The 19,424-nt window shown below is 42.0% G+C and carries 19 protein-coding genes; 15 read left to right on the top strand and 4 right to left on the bottom strand.

Annotated features, from left to right (window positions below; genetic code table 11):
- The first annotated feature begins 114 nt into the window (after nt 1-114).
- The 13 genes from FTV50_RS04655 to FTV50_RS04715 all read left to right on the top strand — a co-directional run bounded on the left by FTV50_RS04655 (nt 115) and on the right by FTV50_RS04715 (nt 12,564).
- On the top strand, nt 115-2,907 hold the full coding sequence (locus FTV50_RS04655; RefSeq protein ID WP_180023672.1) for a nitrate reductase: 2,793 nt from the start codon (nt 115-117) through the stop codon (nt 2,905-2,907).
- Nucleotides 2,907-3,530, top strand: coding sequence for an NTP transferase domain-containing protein (locus FTV50_RS04660; protein ID WP_143221703.1), 624 nt, complete (start codon nt 2,907-2,909; stop codon nt 3,528-3,530). The genes FTV50_RS04655 and FTV50_RS04660 overlap by 1 nt, the downstream gene beginning before the upstream one ends.
- A gap of 356 nt (nt 3,531-3,886) precedes the next feature.
- Nucleotides 3,887-4,924 carry a GTP 3',8-cyclase MoaA gene (gene moaA, locus FTV50_RS04665; RefSeq protein WP_180023673.1) on the top strand — a complete coding sequence of 346 codons (1,038 nt, stop codon included), beginning with the start codon at nt 3,887-3,889 and terminating at the stop codon, nt 4,922-4,924.
- 2 nt (nt 4,925-4,926) lie between these two features.
- A complete protein-coding gene (locus tag FTV50_RS04670) occupies nt 4,927-5,178 on the top strand; it encodes a MoaD/ThiS family protein (RefSeq protein WP_180023674.1) in 252 nt (83 codons plus the stop codon).
- Between the two features lie 2 nt (nt 5,179-5,180).
- Complete coding sequence (locus FTV50_RS04675; protein WP_180023675.1) at nt 5,181-5,747, top strand: molybdenum cofactor biosynthesis protein MoaE; 567 nt, start codon at nt 5,181-5,183, stop codon at nt 5,745-5,747.
- Nucleotides 5,748-5,798: 51 nt separating this feature from the next.
- Nucleotides 5,799-6,722, top strand: coding sequence for a bifunctional molybdenum cofactor biosynthesis protein MoaC/MoaB (gene moaCB, locus FTV50_RS04680; protein WP_180023676.1), 924 nt, complete (start codon nt 5,799-5,801; stop codon nt 6,720-6,722).
- Entirely contained in the window at nt 6,719-7,969 is a 1,251-nt protein-coding gene (locus FTV50_RS04685; RefSeq protein WP_180023677.1) for a molybdopterin molybdotransferase MoeA, read from the top strand. Before moaCB ends, FTV50_RS04685 begins: the two co-directional genes overlap by 4 nt.
- Before the next feature lie 9 nt (nt 7,970-7,978).
- Nucleotides 7,979-8,740 carry a molybdate ABC transporter substrate-binding protein gene (modA, locus tag FTV50_RS04690; RefSeq protein WP_180023678.1) on the top strand — a complete coding sequence of 254 codons (762 nt, stop codon included), beginning with the start codon at nt 7,979-7,981 and terminating at the stop codon, nt 8,738-8,740.
- Between the two features lie 3 nt (nt 8,741-8,743).
- Entirely contained in the window at nt 8,744-9,442 is a 699-nt protein-coding gene (gene modB / locus FTV50_RS04695) for a molybdate ABC transporter permease subunit (RefSeq protein ID WP_180009449.1), read from the top strand.
- Nucleotides 9,429-10,067: an ATP-binding cassette domain-containing protein gene (locus FTV50_RS04700; RefSeq protein ID WP_180023679.1), complete on the top strand. Its 639-nt coding sequence runs from the start codon at nt 9,429-9,431 to the stop codon at nt 10,065-10,067. The genes modB and FTV50_RS04700 overlap by 14 nt, the downstream gene beginning before the upstream one ends.
- Nucleotides 10,068-10,280: 213 nt before the next feature.
- Nucleotides 10,281-11,684 (top strand): amino acid permease, encoded by a 1,404-nt coding sequence (locus FTV50_RS04705; RefSeq protein WP_180023680.1) that lies wholly within the window; start codon nt 10,281-10,283, stop codon nt 11,682-11,684.
- A 194-nt stretch (nt 11,685-11,878) separates the two neighbouring features.
- Nucleotides 11,879-12,160 carry a cation efflux protein, CzcI-like gene (locus FTV50_RS04710; RefSeq protein WP_257223855.1) on the top strand — a complete coding sequence of 94 codons (282 nt, stop codon included), beginning with the start codon at nt 11,879-11,881 and terminating at the stop codon, nt 12,158-12,160.
- A 194-nt stretch (nt 12,161-12,354) separates the two neighbouring features.
- On the top strand, nt 12,355-12,564 hold the full coding sequence (locus FTV50_RS04715; RefSeq protein ID WP_180023681.1) for a hypothetical protein: 210 nt from the start codon (nt 12,355-12,357) through the stop codon (nt 12,562-12,564).
- Between the two features lie 58 nt (nt 12,565-12,622).
- On the opposite strand, the gene FTV50_RS04720 is transcribed toward FTV50_RS04715, so the two are convergent.
- The 4 genes from FTV50_RS04720 to paaZ all read right to left on the bottom strand — a co-directional run bounded on the left by FTV50_RS04720 (nt 12,623) and on the right by paaZ (nt 17,886).
- A complete protein-coding gene (locus FTV50_RS04720) occupies nt 12,623-13,321 on the bottom strand; it encodes a DUF1826 domain-containing protein (protein ID WP_180023682.1) in 699 nt (232 codons plus the stop codon).
- Between the two features lie 128 nt (nt 13,322-13,449).
- Nucleotides 13,450-13,686, bottom strand: coding sequence for a VF530 family DNA-binding protein (locus FTV50_RS04725; protein ID WP_078193741.1), 237 nt, complete (start codon nt 13,684-13,686; stop codon nt 13,450-13,452).
- A 396-nt stretch (nt 13,687-14,082) separates the two neighbouring features.
- Complete coding sequence (locus FTV50_RS04730; RefSeq protein WP_180023683.1) at nt 14,083-15,468, bottom strand: MFS transporter; 1,386 nt, start codon at nt 15,466-15,468, stop codon at nt 14,083-14,085.
- Nucleotides 15,469-15,771: 303 nt separating this feature from the next.
- Nucleotides 15,772-17,886 carry a phenylacetic acid degradation bifunctional protein PaaZ gene (gene paaZ / locus FTV50_RS04735; protein WP_180023684.1) on the bottom strand — a complete coding sequence of 705 codons (2,115 nt, stop codon included), beginning with the start codon at nt 17,884-17,886 and terminating at the stop codon, nt 15,772-15,774.
- A 262-nt stretch (nt 17,887-18,148) separates the two neighbouring features.
- On the opposite strand from paaZ, the gene paaA reads away from it, so the two are divergent.
- Nucleotides 18,149-19,093, top strand: a complete 945-nt coding sequence (paaA, locus tag FTV50_RS04740) for a 1,2-phenylacetyl-CoA epoxidase subunit PaaA (RefSeq protein ID WP_111884663.1) — start codon at nt 18,149-18,151, stop codon at nt 19,091-19,093.
- A 37-nt stretch (nt 19,094-19,130) separates the two neighbouring features.
- Nucleotides 19,131-19,421, top strand: coding sequence for a 1,2-phenylacetyl-CoA epoxidase subunit PaaB (gene paaB, locus FTV50_RS04745; protein ID WP_078193737.1), 291 nt, complete (start codon nt 19,131-19,133; stop codon nt 19,419-19,421).
- Nucleotides 19,422-19,424: the final 3 nt, after the last annotated feature.

Raw genomic sequence — 19,424 nt, forward strand, 5'->3', positions numbered from 1 at the left:
GAGAGGGAACTTCCTATATGAATTAAGTGTTGATTAAAAATCTACTTATGCAAGTAGTCTAATATTAAAAATTATTGCAATACCTCGTTAGAATTGGAAAAGGAGCCAGCAGAAGTGAATAGCATCCCGATAGTGGAACTGCATAGCTCCACAGAAAATAAAATTAAAACAACGCAAACCACTTGTCCATATTGCGGTGTCGGCTGCGGCGTGAGCGCAACAGTTGAACAGACAGCTTTAGGGCAAAGAGTGAGCGTGACTGGCGATGCGAACCATCCATCAAACTATGGCAAGCTGTGCATTAAAGGCAGTAACTTAGCCGATACGATTGGATTAGAAACACGTGTTTTACAGCCGATGCTTGGGCGTCAAACATCACCATTTCATACTCGTCAGGCTACAGATTGGAACACAGCAACAGCACTGATTGCCGAAAAATTTCAGCAATGTATAGATCTTTACGGACGTGAAAGCATCGCTTTTTATGTGTCGGGCCAACTGCTGACGGAGGATTACTATGCCGTTAACAAATTTGTCAAAGGCTATTTAGGTACTGCAAATATTGACACCAATTCACGGCTTTGCATGTCATCGGCTGTGGCGGCACATAAGCGTGCATTTGGTGAAGACCTTGTACCAGCAAGCTATGAAGACTTTGAGCATACAGATATGGTGGTGCTGGTCGGATCCAATACAGCATGGTGCCATCCCGTGCTGTATCAGCGCATTATGAAAGCCAAAGAAGAACGTGATTTGTTCGTGGTGGTCATTGATCCGCGCTTTACCAGTACCTGTGAGGCTGCAGATTTGCATTTGCCAATTTTACCGGGGCAAGATGTCGCACTGTTCAACGGTTTGCTGCAGTATTTAGTACAAAATAATCATAGTGATGTAGATTTTATCACCAAACATACTCAAGGTTTGGCGCAAGCGCTGGAGCAAAGTAAAACAGAAGCTTCTATGACAGCAGTTGCTGAGCGTGCAGGTATTTCTTTAGAAAAATTACAGCTATTTTTTGAAAAATTTGCGCAAACTGACAAAGTTATGTCGCTATTTTCGATGGGGGTTAATCAGTCTTCGCGCGGTGTAGACAAAGCCAACAGTATTATTAACTGCCATTTGCTGACTGGCAAAATCGGAAAATTAGGAGCAGCGCCTTTTTCTATGACAGGTCAGCCCAATGCAATGGGTGGCCGCGAGGTTGGCGGCTTAGCCAATATGCTGGCTGCGCACTTAGATGTCGATAACACAGCGCATCAGGCATTAGTACAAGAGTTTTGGCAAAGTCCATTTATTGCCAATAAAGCGGGATTAAAAGCGGTTGATCTGTTTCAGGCGGTTGAAAGCGGCAAAATAAAAGTCATCTGGATTATGGCTACTAATCCTGTAGTTAGCTTGCCAGATGCAGATCAAGTCAAACGTGCCTTAGAGCAATGCGAGTTTGTAGTGGTGTCGGATATTTGCAAAGACACAGACACAGCAATATATGCAGATGTGCTTTTACCTGCATTGGGCTGGGGTGAAAAAGACGGAACCGTTACCAATTCTGAACGCCGTATTTCACGTCAAACTGCTTTTTTAGATGCGCCGGGTGAAGCCAGAGCAGACTGGTGGTCTATTGCACAAGTTGCGAAAAAGATGGGTTATAGCGGTTTTGACTACAGCAGCAGCTATGACATATTTATTGAACATGCAAAATTATCTGCTTATCAAAATGCGCCTTTAGATCAACGTGATACCACTGAGTCTTTTCGCTACTTTAACTTGCAGGGTTTAAGTAAGTTATCTGCACAAGATTATGCTGAATTAAAGCCCGTGCAATGGCCAGTTTGGCAGTTAGATCAGAGCGCTGATGCAGTCAGCCGTTTGTTTGCAGCAGGCCAATTCAGCCATGCCGATGCCAAAGCTAAGTTTGTAGCAACAACCGCTATTGACCCTTTGAACAAGATTTGCGGCGAATATCCGCTGGTTTTAAATACTGGCCGTATCCGTGATCAATGGCACACCATGAGCCGTACGGGTTTATCTGCAAACTTGAGTGCACATATCGCCGAACCATTTTGTGAAATACACCCGCAAGATGCACTGAAGTTTGGTGTTAAAGATGGTGAACTGGTTGAGGTGAAATCTAACTGGGGCTTATGTATTTTACGTGCACAGGTCAGCAGTAAAATTCGACGCGGTCAAATTTTTGCGCCAATTCATTGGAATGACCAAGTCGCATCGGATGCGCGTATTGGCAAAGTGGTGAATCCTGTGGTCGATGCACTATCTGGTGAGCCTGAATTTAAACATACACCTGTATTTGTACAGCCATTTTATACACAGTGGCAAGGTGTACTGTATGTACGTGACGGCTTTGAGCAAATGGTGCAAAACACCATTCAAAACACGGTGTGGTGGACCAAAATTAAAACAGCGAAAGCGACACGTTTTGAGTTGGCAGATCGTAAAAAATTTAGAAACACGGTTCAGCAGCTGAAAACATTACTGCCATTTACCGATGAAAGTTTTGAATGGCTGAATTTGGAAGATCAAACTGCCGATTTGAGTCATACCGTGGTGCTGCAAGATGGGCATTTAATTGCCAGTCTATATATTGCGCAACGCTCTATGCTGCCAGACCGTGATTGGATTGCTGGCATGTTTAAGCGTGAACGACTAAGCGCAATGCACCGCAAAGCGCTGCTTGCAGGTCAGCCGATGAACATGACCAACAGTGCAGGTCCGCTGGTGTGCAGCTGCTTTAAAGTCGGTAAAAATACCATTATCGAAACCATTAAAGAAAAGAATATTACCCATGAAAAACAAGTTACTGCATGTTTAAAGGCTGGCGGCAATTGCGGTTCGTGCTTATCAGAAATTCGAGGCTTAATTAAAGCCTGTCAGACGGAGTACGCAGAATGATGAAGAAAATCACCAAATCAATAGGCTATCCAGAAACAGACTTGGTTATTTTGGCGGGCGGTCAGGCCCGCAGAATGAACGGCATGAATAAAGTGCTGCAAAAATTTGATAATGAAATTCAGCTGATTAAGATCCATCAGCAGTTGAAATCACGGGCTGAAAATGTCTGGATCAACAGCCATCGCGATCATTCGATTTATAAACGGCTCATTCCCTCGATCCGCTTTTATCAAGATGATGAAGCCGGATTTTTAGGGCCATTGATGGGGATGAAAAGCGCGTGGTCACATGTTGAGTCTGATTATGTTTTGTTTGTCCCGTGCGATGTGACCTATATCCCGAAGAAAGTGCTTTCGAGATTGCATCAGGCCATGCAGCGGGATCCCTTGTGTGAAGTAGCTGTAGTGGAAATTAATGGCAAAGCGCTGTATCCATTTTGTTTGCTGAAACGAAGCAGTCTCACAATGCTGCAGGTGCATCTTGATCAAAAACAGCGCAGTTTGAAGGGGTGTTTTAGTAAAATGCACATGCAAGTTGCACGCTTTCAAAATAATGCACTCTTTTTTCACAGCATTAACTCTCTAGATGAGCTGCAGCAGCACCGTCAGCTGAATTTTCTCTAAAAGCTGTACCTTTTGCGGAGCTTTCATTTCAAATAATGAGCCTAATGTGCTGTTTTTGAACCCAGAGAGAAAATCTACAGCCAATATGAAGCTTTTGAGCATGATATCTAGAGATAAAACAGACTGCTTTTATACCTTAGATAATGGGCTTAACGGCAATTTATATTTTTAATTGCTATTAGTTATTTATAAGTTATTGATTTTGTGTGTCAAAAAAACAAACCAAATCCTCTGAAATAAATATTCAAAAAAGCGCAAAGTTGGAACACTTATTGCAATTTTTACTGCAAGAAAAGAGGGCGCAAAATTTGTACTGAGCTAAGACAGGGCAAATGACAGCACCATGGAAGATAAACATGAACAGCATGACACAATTACAGCCAGCGACCATTTTTAAGGATCAGTTTGGCCGTGAAAAACGCAAATTGCGCATTTCAGTGACAGACCGCTGTAATTTTAAATGTGTCTATTGTATGCCTGAACATCCTGAATGGATGAAAAAACATAATCTTCTTAGTTTTGAATCACTTTACAATTTTTGTGAGTTTATGGTGCTGCGCGGGATTGATCAAATCCGGATCACCGGTGGTGAACCGCTCATGCGTCAAGGCGTTGTACATTTTATTGAACAGCTGCAGCACCTCAGAAAGCTAGGCCTTAAACGTATTTCCATGACCACCAATGGACATTATCTGAAGCAATATGCACAGGCCCTAAAACAAGCTGGCCTAGATGGCATAAATATCAGCTTGGACAGTTTGGATGAAGCGCAATTTTTCCAGCTGACACAAAAACAATTACAGCCTGTACTAGACGGGATTGAAGCGGCTCAGCAAGCGGGCTTTGAAATAAAAATCAATACCGTGTTAATGAAAGCTCTAAATGAACAGCAAATCATTCCATTAACAAAATGGGCGCTGCAACAAGGTTTCGAACTGCGGTTTATCGAGTTTATGCCGCTGGATGGTGATCAAAACTGGTCTAAAGCTGCGGTCGTTACCGAACAAGACATACTGGATAAACTCAATACTGTTTTTGAAGTGCAAACACTGCATGGTCAAGGCACATCGCCAGCCAGATCATACTTAATCAACGGCTTGCCTATAGGCATTATTTCAACCATCAGCAATTCTTTTTGCGGCAGCTGCGACCGTTTGAGACTGAATGCGCAAGGCGAGTTTTTTAACTGCCTGTTTGCCCGAAAAGGTTTAAATCTCAGCCATGAAATTCAGCAGCTGAAAAGCAGTAAAACAACAGAGTTAATGCCGCTCGATGCAATGGCTTTGCAGCAAAAATTAGGCAGTTATATTTGGCAGAAGGAGCAAGGCTTTCATGCCATAACTGCCCAATCCAGCCCATCTAGAAAAATCAGCATGCATATGATTGGAGGTTAATGATGAGTCAGATCACCATCAAAATAGAATCTTTTGGCGCTATTGAACGCCTGCTGCCAGAGAATTTGAGTCTGACTTGCTTCGAACAGCAGTCAATTGCAGAGGTTTTGCTGCAGGTCGCAGATCAATTTCCGCAGTCATTCGACATGCTTGAACGCTGCGCCTGCGCTATGGGAGCAGACATTGTGCCAAGGCAAACCGCATTGATGCAGGACAGTACCGTTGTGCTGTTGTCACCTGTGGCGGGAGGCTGAATATGGAGCTCAAGCATATTTCACGCATACAAGACACGGTATTCAGCCAAGCCGATTTTGACAGTATTAAGGCATTTCCTGAATGCGGCGGTATAGGTGTATTTATAGGCGCGGTGCGTAATCACCATGAAGGCAAAGCGGTAAAAGCTTTGAAATATACCGCTTATGCGCCTGTGGCTGAAAAAATGATCCGGCAAATTGAACAGGAAATTCAAGCCAAATACGGCGTGTCATATGTACGGGTTGTACACCGTATTGGCGCGCTGCAGGTCGGTGATACCGCCATTATCGCCATGGCCTATGCGCCGCACCGACGTGAGGCTTTTGCTGCCTGCGAAGAAGCGGTTGAGCGGGTTAAGCATGAAGTTCCGGTCTGGAAAGAAGAGTTTTATATGGACGGCAGCAGCCAATATGTAGAGGGCTGCTGTATTCGTAAAGATCATGTGCCCAAGGCGACAAGTCATGCAGCGCAGCATGCTCATATTCATGGCGAGTCATGTGAACATGCACATCAAAACAGCCATCAGACCATGCATTTGAACGCCAATATTTACCAATGGCACCTATAAAACTCCAAATTTAATACTGTAGACACAAATGAATAAGATAAGGACAAAGCAATGAAAAATGTGGGCATGAAAGCGGAAAGTTACCGTACAGCCATTGCAACTGGAATTCTGCATGCGCCGCCACATTGCATTGAACTGCTGCGTAATGGCAATACAGAAAAAGGCGATGCGCTGAAAACCGCACGGATTGCAGGTATATTGGGCGCAAAACGCACGGATGAACTCATTCCGCTGTGTCATCCGCTGCCGATCTACCGTGCAGATGTCGAATATGAATTATTTGAGGCGCATGTCGAAATCAGTGCTGTGGTCGAAACCATTGGCCCAACGGGTGTGGAAATGGAAGCATTAACTGCGGTCAGTCTTGCCGGTTTAACGCTGTATGACATGCTGAAACCGCACTGTGAGCCTGAAGATTTATGCCTAGATCAGGTGAAACTGCAAAAGAAAAAAGGCGGTAAATCACATTTTACCCGTGTATTGAAAGAAAGCTTATCGGCGTCGATTATTGTGCTTTCAGATACGGTTGCTGCCGGTAAAAAATCAGATACTGCAGGGCAAAATGTCCTCGAAATTTTAGAAGAAGCAAACTTCAGCAACATCAGCTATCAAGTGATACCGGACAGTCCTGAACAGCTTTTGGCTCTTATTGAACAGCATAAGACGCAATATCCGCTGATTTTGACCGTGGGCGGTACAGGTCTAGGCCAGAAAGATTTAACCGTTGAAACCATTCAGCCGCTGTTAAAACGGGAAATTCCAGGGCTGATGGAAGCATCCCGCAGTTTTGGGCAGAAACGCACCCCTTATGCGGCCCTCAGCCGCGGTGTTGCCGGCTATATTGATGACAGTTTAGTCATTACACTGCCGGGCAGCAGACAAGGCGCAAAAGAATCATTGATTGCCATTTTACCTGCCTTGGTGCATCTATTTGATGTGCAGAAGAATATTCCGCATGCAGGAGGCTACCAATGAACCAAGCCGTATTGCACGCAGGCTGCGGGGCCGAGGCTGGACTGATTTCAGTGGACGAAGCGCTTACGCTGATTCAGACACATACGCAAAGTTTAGCGCATGAAACTTTGGCGCTTCAGCACGCTTTAGGCCGTTATTTGGCGGCAGATGTGCATTCACCAATTCAGCTGCCTTTATTTGCGCAAAGCGCAGTGGATGGCTATGCCATTTGCGCAGCGGGTGAAATTAAACCCGGCGCGCAATTTAAGCTGATTGGAGAAATCCGTGCAGGGCAAACGGCTGAAATAAGCTTAAAAGCAGGGCAAGCTGTCCGCATATTTACCGGCGCGCCGATACCTGAAGGCACGGCAACTGTAGCGCGGCAAGAAATTGTAAAGGCGGATAGACAGCAGATTGAACTGACTGCAGCCTTAAGCCCGCATGCAGATATTCGAGATGCAGGTGAGGAAATTTCATTTGGACAATGTTTAGCAGCGCGTGGTCAAAAGCTGACGGTTGGAACAATTGCAGCGCTCAGTATGGCTGGTATTTCACACTGCGAAGTTTTTGCCTATCCGAAAATTGCGGTCGTAATTACAGGTGATGAAGTTGCGCAAAATATAGAAGATTACCGTGCTGGTAAAATATTTGATGCCAATGCGCCGCTGATTTTAGTATGGTTTCAGTCGCAGCACGTCCAAGTTGAAGTGATTCATATTGCAGATGAAAAACAGGCGGTTTTAGATTTATTCAACCGTTTAAAAGACAGCTTTGATTTAATTTTAACGACTGGCGGCGTATCTGTCGGTGATTATGATTTTGTTCGGCCGGCAGCCTTGGACATCGGTTTTCAGCAAATTTTCTGGAAAGTGAAACAAAAACCCGGCAAACCGATGCTGTTTGCACAATATCGACGTCCTGACAGCAGTTCCTGTTATTTACTCGGACTGCCGGGCAACCCCGCTGCAGTCTATGTCGGCATGCAAATTTATACAGATAGATTATTGAAAGCCCTACAAGGTCAAACACCTGCGCTGGACTGGTTCAGCGCAGTCATGACACATGACCTAAAAGCAGATGCACGTGAGCGGTTTTTAAGAATGTCGGCGCACTTTGATAAGCAAGGCAAGCTTCAACTAACCAGCCTGTCTAAACAGCAGTCGCATATGTTGAGCAATTTAATGCAAGCTAATTGCATTGTTCGGATTCCTGCAGGGCAGTCTGTGCAAGCAGGACAAATTCTTCAAGGCGTATTTATTCAGCATTAGGAGTTTGCTATGCGATTCAAATTTATTTTAGCAGTAGGACTGAGCTTCATTGCTGGCGCATCTCAGGCGGAAACAGTCAAAATTTATGCTGCAGCCAGTTTAAGCAATGCTATCAGCGATATTGCAAAGCAATATCAGGCACAAAATCCAGACATCAAAATTGTACCGGTATTTGGCGCGTCATCTGCTTTAGCCAAACAGATTGAAGCCGGTGCGCCAAGTGATTTGTATTTTTCAGCAGATGTGGACTGGATGAATTATTTGGTGCAAAAACAGAAAATACCTGCAAAGCAAGTATTCAACATGCTAAGCAATGATTTGGTGCTGATTACGCCTAAAGCGGTGAATATGCAATTTAAAGCCGTGCCGCAGTTTAATTTTGCCAAGGCATTCAAAGGTCACTTATGTACAGGGCAAATAGAGTCTGTACCTGCTGGAAAATATGCCAAACAAAGCCTAACCAAGTTGGGCTGGCTATCAAGTTTGAATGGAAGGATTGTCGGGACAGATGATGTACGATCGGCTTTGGCTTTTGTTGAACGCGGTGAGTGCCAAGCGGGGATTGTTTACCGTACCGATGCGCTGATCAGTTCTAAAGTTAAAATAGCCGGGATTTTTCCAAATCATACTCATCAACCGATCATTTATCCATTGGCTTTAACACATCAAGGCGCAGCTAAACCTGAGGCCGTGAAGTTTTACCGTTATCTTAAAGACCATGCGCAAAGCAAAATGCTTTTTAAGCATTATGGCTTTGGTGTGAAAGGCTAAAGCATGCTCAGCCCAGAAGAGTGGAGCGCCTTGTTTCTGTCGGCTAAGGTTGCCGTTTGCGCCACTGTATTTTGCTTGCCATTTGCTATTGGGCTGGCTTGGGTGCTGGCGCGCTATGAGTTTCATTTGAAATTTTTAGTCGAAGCGCTGTTACAAATGCCGATGGTGCTGCCGCCGGTGGTTTTAGGTTATCTGCTATTGGTGCTGTTTGGTTCAAATGGCTGGATCGGCAAGCTGCTCAATGAATGGGGCATTCAACTGGCTTTTAATTGGAAAGGCGCCGTTTTAGCATCCATGATTGTGTCATTTCCGCTGATTGTGCAGCCGATCCGTTTGTCTTTTCAAATGATTAATCAGCAGCTGGAGCAGGTTGCAGGCTCACTAGGCGCGCATCCGTTACGGGTATTTGCATCAATTAGCCTGCCGCTGGCATTGCCGGGCATTTTAATCGGGAGCATTTTAGGATTTAGCCGAAGTTTAGGCGAATTTGGCGCAACCATTACCTTTGTGGGTAATATTCCTGATGAAACCCGAACCATTCCAATTGCTATCTATTCGCTGATACAGCAGCCCAATGGCGAAGAATCCGCAATGCGTTTAGTGATCCTTTCACTGCTGGCGGCTTTTGGCGCATTGATTGCCAATTATTATATTTTACAGCGCTATCAGCGAAAACTCGGAGCCGGCCATGCTTCAGTGTGATTTTCAGTTTCAATATGCAGATTTTCAATTGCAGGCTCGGCTGCAAATGCAAGATCAGCTGCTTGGCATTATGGGGCCATCTGGTAGTGGGAAATCTACGCTGCTGAAAAGTTTGGCCGGTCTGCTGCAGCCGCAGCAAGGTTATATATCGCTGAATCAGCGTGATGTGTTCGATACGGCGCAAAAGATTAACTTGCCAATGCATAAACGCCGTATTGCGCTGATTTTCCAAAAAGCATGGCTTTTCCCGCATATGAATGTGCAGCAAAATTTACAATATGCGGAGAACCTAGGCGCTCAGCAAAATACGAAATTTAAATTTGAGCAAGTGACTAATCTGCTTGAGTTGCAGCCACTACTCAAACGGCGGGCGCATGAACTTTCTGGCGGAGAGGCGCAGCGCGTTTCCATAGGACGCGCATTGCTGTCACAGCCTGATCTGCTGCTGTTAGATGAACCGCTGACAGGACTGGACCGCAGGCTGAAAGATCAAATATTGCCATTTTTAAACACGGTGAAAGAACAGTTGGCGCTGCCGATGATATATGTTACGCATCATGGCGATGAGTTAGATTATTTAAAAGCCCATATTTTGTATCTAGAAAATGGTCAAATAAGTTTTTAAATAAATATAAATTATATAAGTAATAACAGTGAATTAGATAAAAAAATGGTATTAAGCTGCATCTTAAAGTTTTGATTAGAACTATGAAAAACTCATTTTCTAGATTAAATTGTTACAAAACAAGGGAGAACACAGCGTTTTCCCTTTTTTATTCCTAATGATCTTGGAAATAATGATTTGTACGACTGAACGTGCAGACAGGGAATCTAATCGATGCATGATGATAGCTTAGCCACACATAATTCAACTGCAAAACTGGGTGCAGGGCTATCTAATCGGCATATCACGATGATCAGCATCGGTGGGGTAATTGGTGCTGGACTGTTTGTTGGATCTTCTGCTGCTATCGCAAAAGCAGGGCCTGCCGCCGTTCTTGCTTATATTACTACCAGTATTTTGGTTTTTTTAATCATGCGAATGTTGGGAGAAATGGCTGTAGCTCAACCTGACACCGGCTCATTTTCAACCTATGCAAGAAAAGCCATTGGGCCTTGGGCGGGCTTTACCATCGGATGGTTATATTGGTGGTTTTGGGTTTTAGTTATTCCAATTGAAGCAATCGCTGGTGCAGAAATTCTGCATGCATGGTTTCCTTCAATATCAAGTGCTGTATTTGCGACATTCTTTATTGTGCTTCTCAGTTTAGCGAACTTTTTTAGTACTCGGAGTTTTGGTGAGTTTGAATTTTGGTTTTCTCTGATAAAAGTCTTGGCTATTGTAATTTTTATCGCCATTGGACTCACCGCCATATTGGGGTTTTGGCCCTTAGCACCTAATGTAAGTGGTGTAGAAAATCTGTTTAAAAATGATGGATTTATGCCAAATGGCCTGGGTGGTGTACTTTCAGCAATATTGATTTCAGCATTTTCATTCTTTGGTGTTGAAATCTTATCGATCGCTGCAGCAGAATCAAAAGATCCTGAGCAAAAAATTAAACGTGCAACCAATTTAGTACTGTATCGGGTCATCTTATTTTTTGTGGTTTCAATTTTTATAACGGTTGCACTGGTAGATTGGCGTTCACCGCAATTACAACAATTAGGCACCTTCCAATATGTCTTGGTCAGTTTAAATGTCCCTCAATCAAAATTGATTATTGATAGTGTGGTCTTTATTGCGGTTGCAAGTTGTATGAATGCTGCACTTTATAGTTCATCAAGGATGTTATTTTCATTGGGGACACGCAAAGAAGCACCTCAATGGGTCACATCTATTAATGCCTCTGGTGTGCCTGCAATTGCAGTATTGGCATCGTCTGTAGTGGGCTTAATTTGCTGTGCAGTCAATTATTTATTTCCAGGCCAAGTATTTGGATTTTTACTGTCTACAACAGGTTCAATTGCCTTATTGGTTTATTTAGTGATTGCATTTTCACAGCTTAAATTGAGAACACAAATCGAAAAAAATGGAACTGAGGTTGCGTTTAAAATGTGGCTATTTCCATGGCTGACATGGGCTGTCATTATTGTGATTTTAAGTGTGCTGATCTATATGTTTTTATCTCCAGTCTACAGTTATGAGACTTCATTATCTTTAGGTGTTACGACATTGGTAGTTCTCTGCGGCATAGTGGTGACAAGAAAAGCTAAGTTGAAGAATGATTCCGAACTAAATTAAAAAAGTTTCGCTGATAAAAATCGTAATCATGAACCAATGGATTGTCTTTAGAATGTGCCGTGTCAGGGGATTAAAGCGAATGCGTTACGTTATATCTCTATGGCAATCCATTTTTAAAACAAATTCAAAGATTCACTTGACCTTCGACCGACTCCAAGCTTTATAATCGTTAAAATTTTCTTGATTGATACAATATGCGTTCTGCGACATGGATAACAGTCTTAGTCGGATTGTTCATGTTCCAAAGCCTTTGGAACGTGGCAGCCGCTTTCTGTGTGCATGAAGAGCAAACCCAAGTTGTTCAAAGCTATCATTTTGGTCATCATCAAAATACCTTATGCGTCAGCAGTGAAACCAATCCACAGCATTCGTTGCATCAAGCATCTGAATCAAGTAGCAAACTAGACAAAAATACCGCAAGTGATCTGCAACTCGGTGAAGATCATCAAGACCATTTGCCGTCTATGACGCATTAGACTGTACAAAATCAACAAGCGATTCTTTTTATTGCACATCAGAGCTTTGAATATACGCCAAAATTTGTTTGGAAGAATCTTTATCAAGCGCCTGATCTCTTCCTGCAAACACCTCCTCCTGTTTATGCCCCGCTAATGGCGGGGTAGCCTAAAACATTCCCGCCACTTTTTTTAATAAATAAGTGGGAAAAATCATGTCTTTATATTTTACGGCGTTTATACGTCTAGGTTTAGCTGTCGGTATTTCGACGGCCTTACAAAGTACTTTTGCGGAAAATGTCAGCAGTTTGGAATCTGCATTTGCCAAAGTACAAAACGACCGAGCACAAACAGATATTTGGCTACTGCCAGTGCTTTACTGTTGCCTTAATTCAGCTCGATCTCAATTACGGTTCATTCATTAGACAGAATGGATCGTATGGACTCAGAATTTGTCAATATTTAAATCAGCAAATCAGCAAATCAGCAAATCAGCATAAGCCGATATTCACCTGCATTTTCAACAGGTGCGCGGTGCACACAAGGTAAAACTGGCTGTGTAGGATGATCCACCGCTAAACGCCATAGATGACCATTGCCTAAATTTACAGGCACAGCATTGTCTTTGAGTTGATAATGTAAATCAAAAAAATATTCCTTTAAAAAGTCATCAAACTCTGAGTCAGGGCCATCGTATAAAGCTTTGAGTTGCTCTCGTATTTCAGGAATTAAGATTTTTTGTTTGACTTGATCATTTGGCACAATATCACTAGAAGCACCATAATACGTACATAAAAAGGTATCGGTAGCGATGGGTGATCGATCAACATGAAAAGAATAAACATCGGTTGAGATGAAATCGAATTCATCATCGCGTTCATAACATTTAAGCAAATTCAGCGAGGGTGATGCACCAAATGCTGTTAATTGTTGCATGTCATTTAAAATGATTTCTCTAGCTAAATGACCTTGCGCTGAAAGCTTTAATTCCATCAGATCATCTATAGAAACTTCAGTAATATTTTCAATCAGTTCGAGTTTTTTGACTACTTCTTTAAAGTCACCTTGTAAGCTACGTTGCCAGCAAAGCGCATTCATTTGACCTTCGAAATGACGATGAATCAATTCAGAAAATGTAGTAACTACACCAATTTGAGGATGCTGGGAAAAAGGATTGCTCATAATAGGGATCGAATTAAATCTGAGGCGAAAATACTGCGTGCAAGGAATAGCTAGAAGGATTCAGCAGTTTCATTTTATCTTAAAACACAAACTGCTATACAAGATTATTTGAGCTTAGGTATTAATCGTTATGCTTTCTGTTTGGCTTTTTGGCGTAAGACATACAAATATAAGCTTTCTACTTTTTCACGTGCCCAAGGTGTAGTACGTAAGAATCGTAGTGATGATTTAACGCTTGGATCTATGCAAAAACATCTAATTTCAATTTTACGGCTTAAGCCCTCAAAACCGCCGTAGTAATCCAATAATTCATCCAAGATGTCAGCAAGTTTTTTGCCGTGTAAAGGGTCATTGGAGGTGCTCATATTAGATCAATCGTATTTTGGGAGACGATCATTATAACCTGAGCGAGTTGAAAAAAGTGGGAGCTTGAACTGAAATGTGATTCATATTCAATATTTAACATATTTCCGAAGCCATTTTGCAAGACTAAGATTGCTTAAAAACAAAGAAACACTCTAGATAAGATCTTGGGTATGAGATTTATAAGCGTAAAATTAATAAAAGAAGAATTAACATTCATAAAATAATTAATTTAAACAATTCATTTTTAGTTAGTCAGCCTATACTTCTTTTGACTGTTAGTATATGCAGAAATTTATAAGCATCAGTCAAGAAAAAACTCGGATTGAAAAGTCCGAGTCAAGTCTTATTTTTAATGACATCATGTGCAAGTCATTTTAAAAATCTAAACGCTAAGATTATTTCCAAACAAATGGCGATTTCTTTTGTGCATTCTCAGCTTCATCGGTTGGTTCCAGTGTAATACCTGTGCGGTCTTTAAGTACACAGATTGCAATGAAAGCAATAACAGCCATAACCGTCAGATAGGTGCTTACCAAGAAAATGCCGTTAGCTTTAGTGATTAAAGCTGCAGCAATCAGGGGAGCAAATGCACCACCAATGATTGAACCCAGTGCATAAGTAATCGAAATACCAGAGAATCGAATAGATGCAGGAAAGAGTTCAGAATAATAAACAGCTTGCACACCATAGGTGATTCCAATTCCCATAGCGAGTATTGCTAAACCAAGCATAATGTATACATATTCACCAGTGCTAACCAATGGGAATAAGAATAGTGCAGTTAAAATTTGGATGATTGAACCTAAAATATAAATAGGTTTTCGACCAAATTTATCGGACATGACTGCTGAAAGCCAAGTAAAGAATGTCCAAATGACTGCAGAAGTACAGACTAAACTCAAAATTGTTGGTCGATCTAACGCCATGCCATTTGGATTAGTAGTAAAACTTTGAATGAAACCGCCTGCTGTCATATAACCAAGTGAAGTTGTACCAGCAGTAAGAAGGGAAGCTGTTAAAATAAGTTTTTTATACTCAGAAAATAGTTCCCGTATTGGTTTTTTTGCTGTGCTTTTACGCTCTTTTAATTGTTCGAACACTGGACTTTCTTCAACTGAGCGACGAATCCAATAGCCTAAACCAAATAAAATAATACTGAGTAAAAATGGTACGCGCCATCCCCATTCTAAAAATGCGTCACCAGGAGAAACATAAGCGGTCATAATCACCAGAACAAAGGATGCAAGTAACAAACCTAGTGGTACACCTAACTGTGGAAATGAACTAAATAAGCCACGTTTTTTGGTAGGAGCGTGTTCAACAGCCATTAATACAGCTCCACCCCATTCACCACCTGCAGAAATACCTTGTAAAATACGTAATAAAATTAAAATAATCGGAGCTGCGATACCAATATTCTCATAGGTTGGAAGTAAACCAATCATGGTCGTCGTCCCACCCATCAAAAGCAAAGTCATAGCGAGTACAGCTTTACGTCCTAATTTATCGCCAAAGTAACCTGCAATAAAGGCACCAAAGGGTCTGAAAATAAAACTAATACCAATCGAAGCGAAGACTAATAGGGTTCCGAAAGCAGGTCCGGCAGGTGTAAAAAAAAGTTGGTTAAAAACTAAACCTGCAACAGCAGCATAAATAAAATAATCATACCACTCGATGGTGGTACCAACGATGGTTGCTAAAGCAATTTTCTGTGTACTCGATTGTTCGGGGATATCCAGTGCAAGTTCTGGTGTATTCATTTCTATTTGCGAATTATTCATGCGAAATTCCTTTTATTCATGTCCATATAACTACCTACTTTGATTAAAATGGCAGGTTGCTTGATGCAACCAACTGTTTCTATAACCATTGTTTTGTCATTCATTTTGCAACTTCCTGTGCAAAGCTATTATTGAAATATATTTGATACATTTATTATTTATTTTAATTTTAAAAAGTATCATTAATCGAATTTAGGTTGAAATTCATTATTCGTCAATGCTATTTACAAAAAAAAAGATACAGATATATCTATGAAATAAAAAAAAGGAATCATATTGATTCCTTTTTTGGTTGAGTCGAAATTATACATCACGCTCGACAAGCGTTAAGATGTCATAGGTTGCCACCAATTCACCGCGTTGGTTTTTCACTTTAATGTCCCAAACCACCACGCCGTGTGGTTTTTGTTCAGGATCACGCAAGGTTTTTGGTGTTTTTTGCTTGCAGGTCAGTTCCACTTGAATGGTGTCACCAATTTTGACCGGCTCAACAAAACGTAAATTATCCATACCATAGTTGGCAATGACTGGGCCTGCTGCAGCATCTACAAATAAACCCGCTGCGGCAGACACAATAAAGTAACCATGCGCAACGCGTTCACCAAATAATGATTCTGCAGCGGCAATTTTATCCATATGTGCATAGAAATAGTCGCCACTCAAACCACCAAAATTAACGATATCTGCTTCGGTAATGGTGCGTCGTGCTGTTAGTAAACGCTCACCAATACGCAGTTCATCAAATGACTTTTTAAATGGATGCACGCGATCTTCAAAGACTTGTGCACCTGCTGTCCAGCGATGACCAATTTGGGTTAACACATTTGGTGAGCCTTGTAATGCTGTACGTTGCATATAATGTTTGACTGCACGTAAGCCTCCTAATTCTTCACCACCACCCGCACGCCCAGGTCCACCATGGACTAAAAGTGGTAGGGGTGAACCATGACCTGTACTTTCACGTGAACTTTCGGTATCTAGAATATGCAGGCGACCGTGCCATGGTGCAATTTTTGCGACTAAGCTTTCAATATTTTCATCCGCATTGCGTACAATGGACGCCACAAGACTGCCTTCACCTTTTGCGACTAAGGTTGCCAACTCGCTTTCTGTGCTATACGGCATCAGTGTCACCACCGGGCCAAAGGCCTCAACCTGATGGACGTACTGTGCATCAAGCGGTTGACGGCAAAGCAAAACTGCAGGTGGATATAAGGCTGATTTTTCAGAATATGAACCATTTATAGTGATATCTTGGCGTAAATGACTGCCAAAAATAATGTCAGCATCTTGTGCCAATATTTCGACTTTTTCTGCAACATCGAGCTTTTGTTTATAGCTCGCCAAAGCACCCATCGTCACACCTTCTTGGCTTGGATCACCCAACACGACTTTTTTTAGCTTCTCAATCAAACGCTGTTGCACCGTCTCTAATAAAGCCGTAGGGACAAATGCCCGGCGAATCGCGGTACATTTTTGTCCGGCTTTGGTGGTCATTTCACGGAAAATTTCACGGACAAACAAATCAATGCTTTCATCTGAGGCTTGGGTTGTCAGGATGGCACTGTTGACTGAATCGGCTTCCATACTAAATGGAATGGAATAGGCATTTAAATGCGGATGTGCACGTAATTTTTGTCCCGTTGAGGCAGAACCAGTAAATGTCACGGTGTCCTGTTCATTTAAATGTTCAAAGAGATCGTAGGTTTGACCGCAGATCAGCTGTAATGCACCTTCAGGTAAGAAACCACTTTCATGAATGGCCTTCACCACTGCATGGGTCAACTGAGCACCTTCTGTTGCAGGTTTAACAATACACGGCACACCCGCCAATAAAGTCGGTGCAATTTTTTCCAGCATGCCCCAAATCGGGAAGTTAAAGGCATTGATATGCACTGCCACGCCAGCTTTGGGACTCAGTAAATGCTTAGCACCAAATGAACCATGTTTAGACAGTTGAATGAAGTCATCTTCAATCCAAACTTTTTCATCGCTGAGTTCGCGGCGTACTAAGCTTGAATAGGCAAATAATGTGCCGATACCGCCTTCGATATCAATCCATGCATCTTTACGGGTACAGCCCGTTGCTGTGGCAAGCGCATAGTAGTCTTCTTTACGTTCCAATAAGTACTGTGCAATTTGCTTTAATGCATTGGCACGTTGATGAAAGGTCCAATTGGCAACACTTGAACCATGCGTTTTGGCATATTGCACCACGGCTTGAGTGTCAATGCCATGACTACTGACTTGGTAAATGGCTTGACCTGAAATGGCGTGAAATACTGTACGTAAGTCTTCTGATGCAACGTGTTCTTGTCCAAGAACCAATGAACTTAAGCGCAGTAAAGATTCCGATGGCTCATATTTGCCATCCACTGAAATGGTATTGTCTTGTGAATTTTGCTCAAGATCCAACATCGATATAACTCCATTTATGATACGTTGTTAATATTAAATTTATAATATGTGTTTCATAAATTGCATTCAAAAAAACAGATTGTCAATCAAATTCCTTGTTGAAAAAATTATTTTTTAGTATGAAAAAAATATTAATTAAATAAAAACAATATCTTATTAATAGGTGTTAAAAATATTTATATGATACCAATAAAAATCAATTGAATTATTTTTTGTATCGTATTAATTTGAATCTAACAACACTTGGGATAAGTGAGACAACATGAACACGCAACAACAAAGATTTGATGACAACATTGTCAATAATGTATCGATTGAGCCAAAGGATTGGATGCCAGACGCTTATCGTAAAACTTTAATTCGCCAAATTGGACAACATGCACATTCTGAAGTGATTGGTATGTTGCCAGAAGGCAATTGGATTACCCGTGCGCCCACCTTAAAACGTAAAGCGGTATTACTTGCCAAAGTACAAGACGAAGCAGGTCACGCGTTATATCTCTATAGCGCAGCTGAGACCTTAGGCGCAGATCGTGACGATATGATGGATAAACTGATTGCAGGTCGCATGAAGTATTCATCAATCTTTAATTATCCAACCTTAAGTTGGGCAGATGTCGCAGCCATTGGTTGGTTGGTCGATGGCGCGGCGATTGTCAATCAGGTTGCTTTATGCCGTACCTCGTATGGTCCTTATGCACGTGCCATGGTGCGTATTTGTAAAGAAGAAAGTTTCCATCAACGTCAAGGCTTTGAAGCCATGATGCGTTTAGCAGAAGGCACACCTGAACAAAAACAAATGGCGCAAGATGCAGTCAATCGTTTTTGGTGGCCTGCACTCATGATGTTTGGTCCAAGTGATGACAATTCACCGAACAGTGAACAAAGCATGAATTGGAAAATTAAGCTGTTTAGTAATGATGCCTTACGTCAAAAATTCGTAGATAACACCGTGCCACAAGTTTTACAGCTTGGTTTAACTGTGCCAGATCCAGACCTGAAGTGGAATGAAGAGACCGGTCATTATGAGTTTGGTGAAGTGAATTGGACTGAATTCTTTAATGTGATCGCAGGTAAAGGTCCATGCAACCATGAACGTATTGAAGCACGTCGTAAAGCATGGGAAGGCGGCAAATGGGTTCGTGATGCAGCAGCAAGCTATGCCAAAAAACAACAGCAATTCAATGATACGCGCAAAATTGCATAAGCATTTAAGTCATCAATGACATACAGGAAGTTTAATCATGGATAACAAAAACAATTGGTCTTTATACGAAGTCTTCGTACGTAGCAAACAAGGTTTAAGCCATCGACATGTGGGTAGCTTACGCGCACCGGATGATGAAATAGCCTTACAAAATGCGCGTGACGTGTATACCCGTCGCAACGAAGGTATCAGTATTTGGGTGGTCAAATCTGAGTTAATTACTTGTTCACAACCAGATGAAAAAGCGGAGTTTTTTGAACCACATTTGGATAAGGTTTACCGTCATCCAACCTTTTACAACATTCCACACGGCATTGAGCATATGTAATTG

The organism is Acinetobacter sp. YH1901134, from assembly GCF_013416965.1.
Lineage (GTDB): Bacteria > Pseudomonadota > Gammaproteobacteria > Pseudomonadales > Moraxellaceae > Acinetobacter > Acinetobacter amyesii.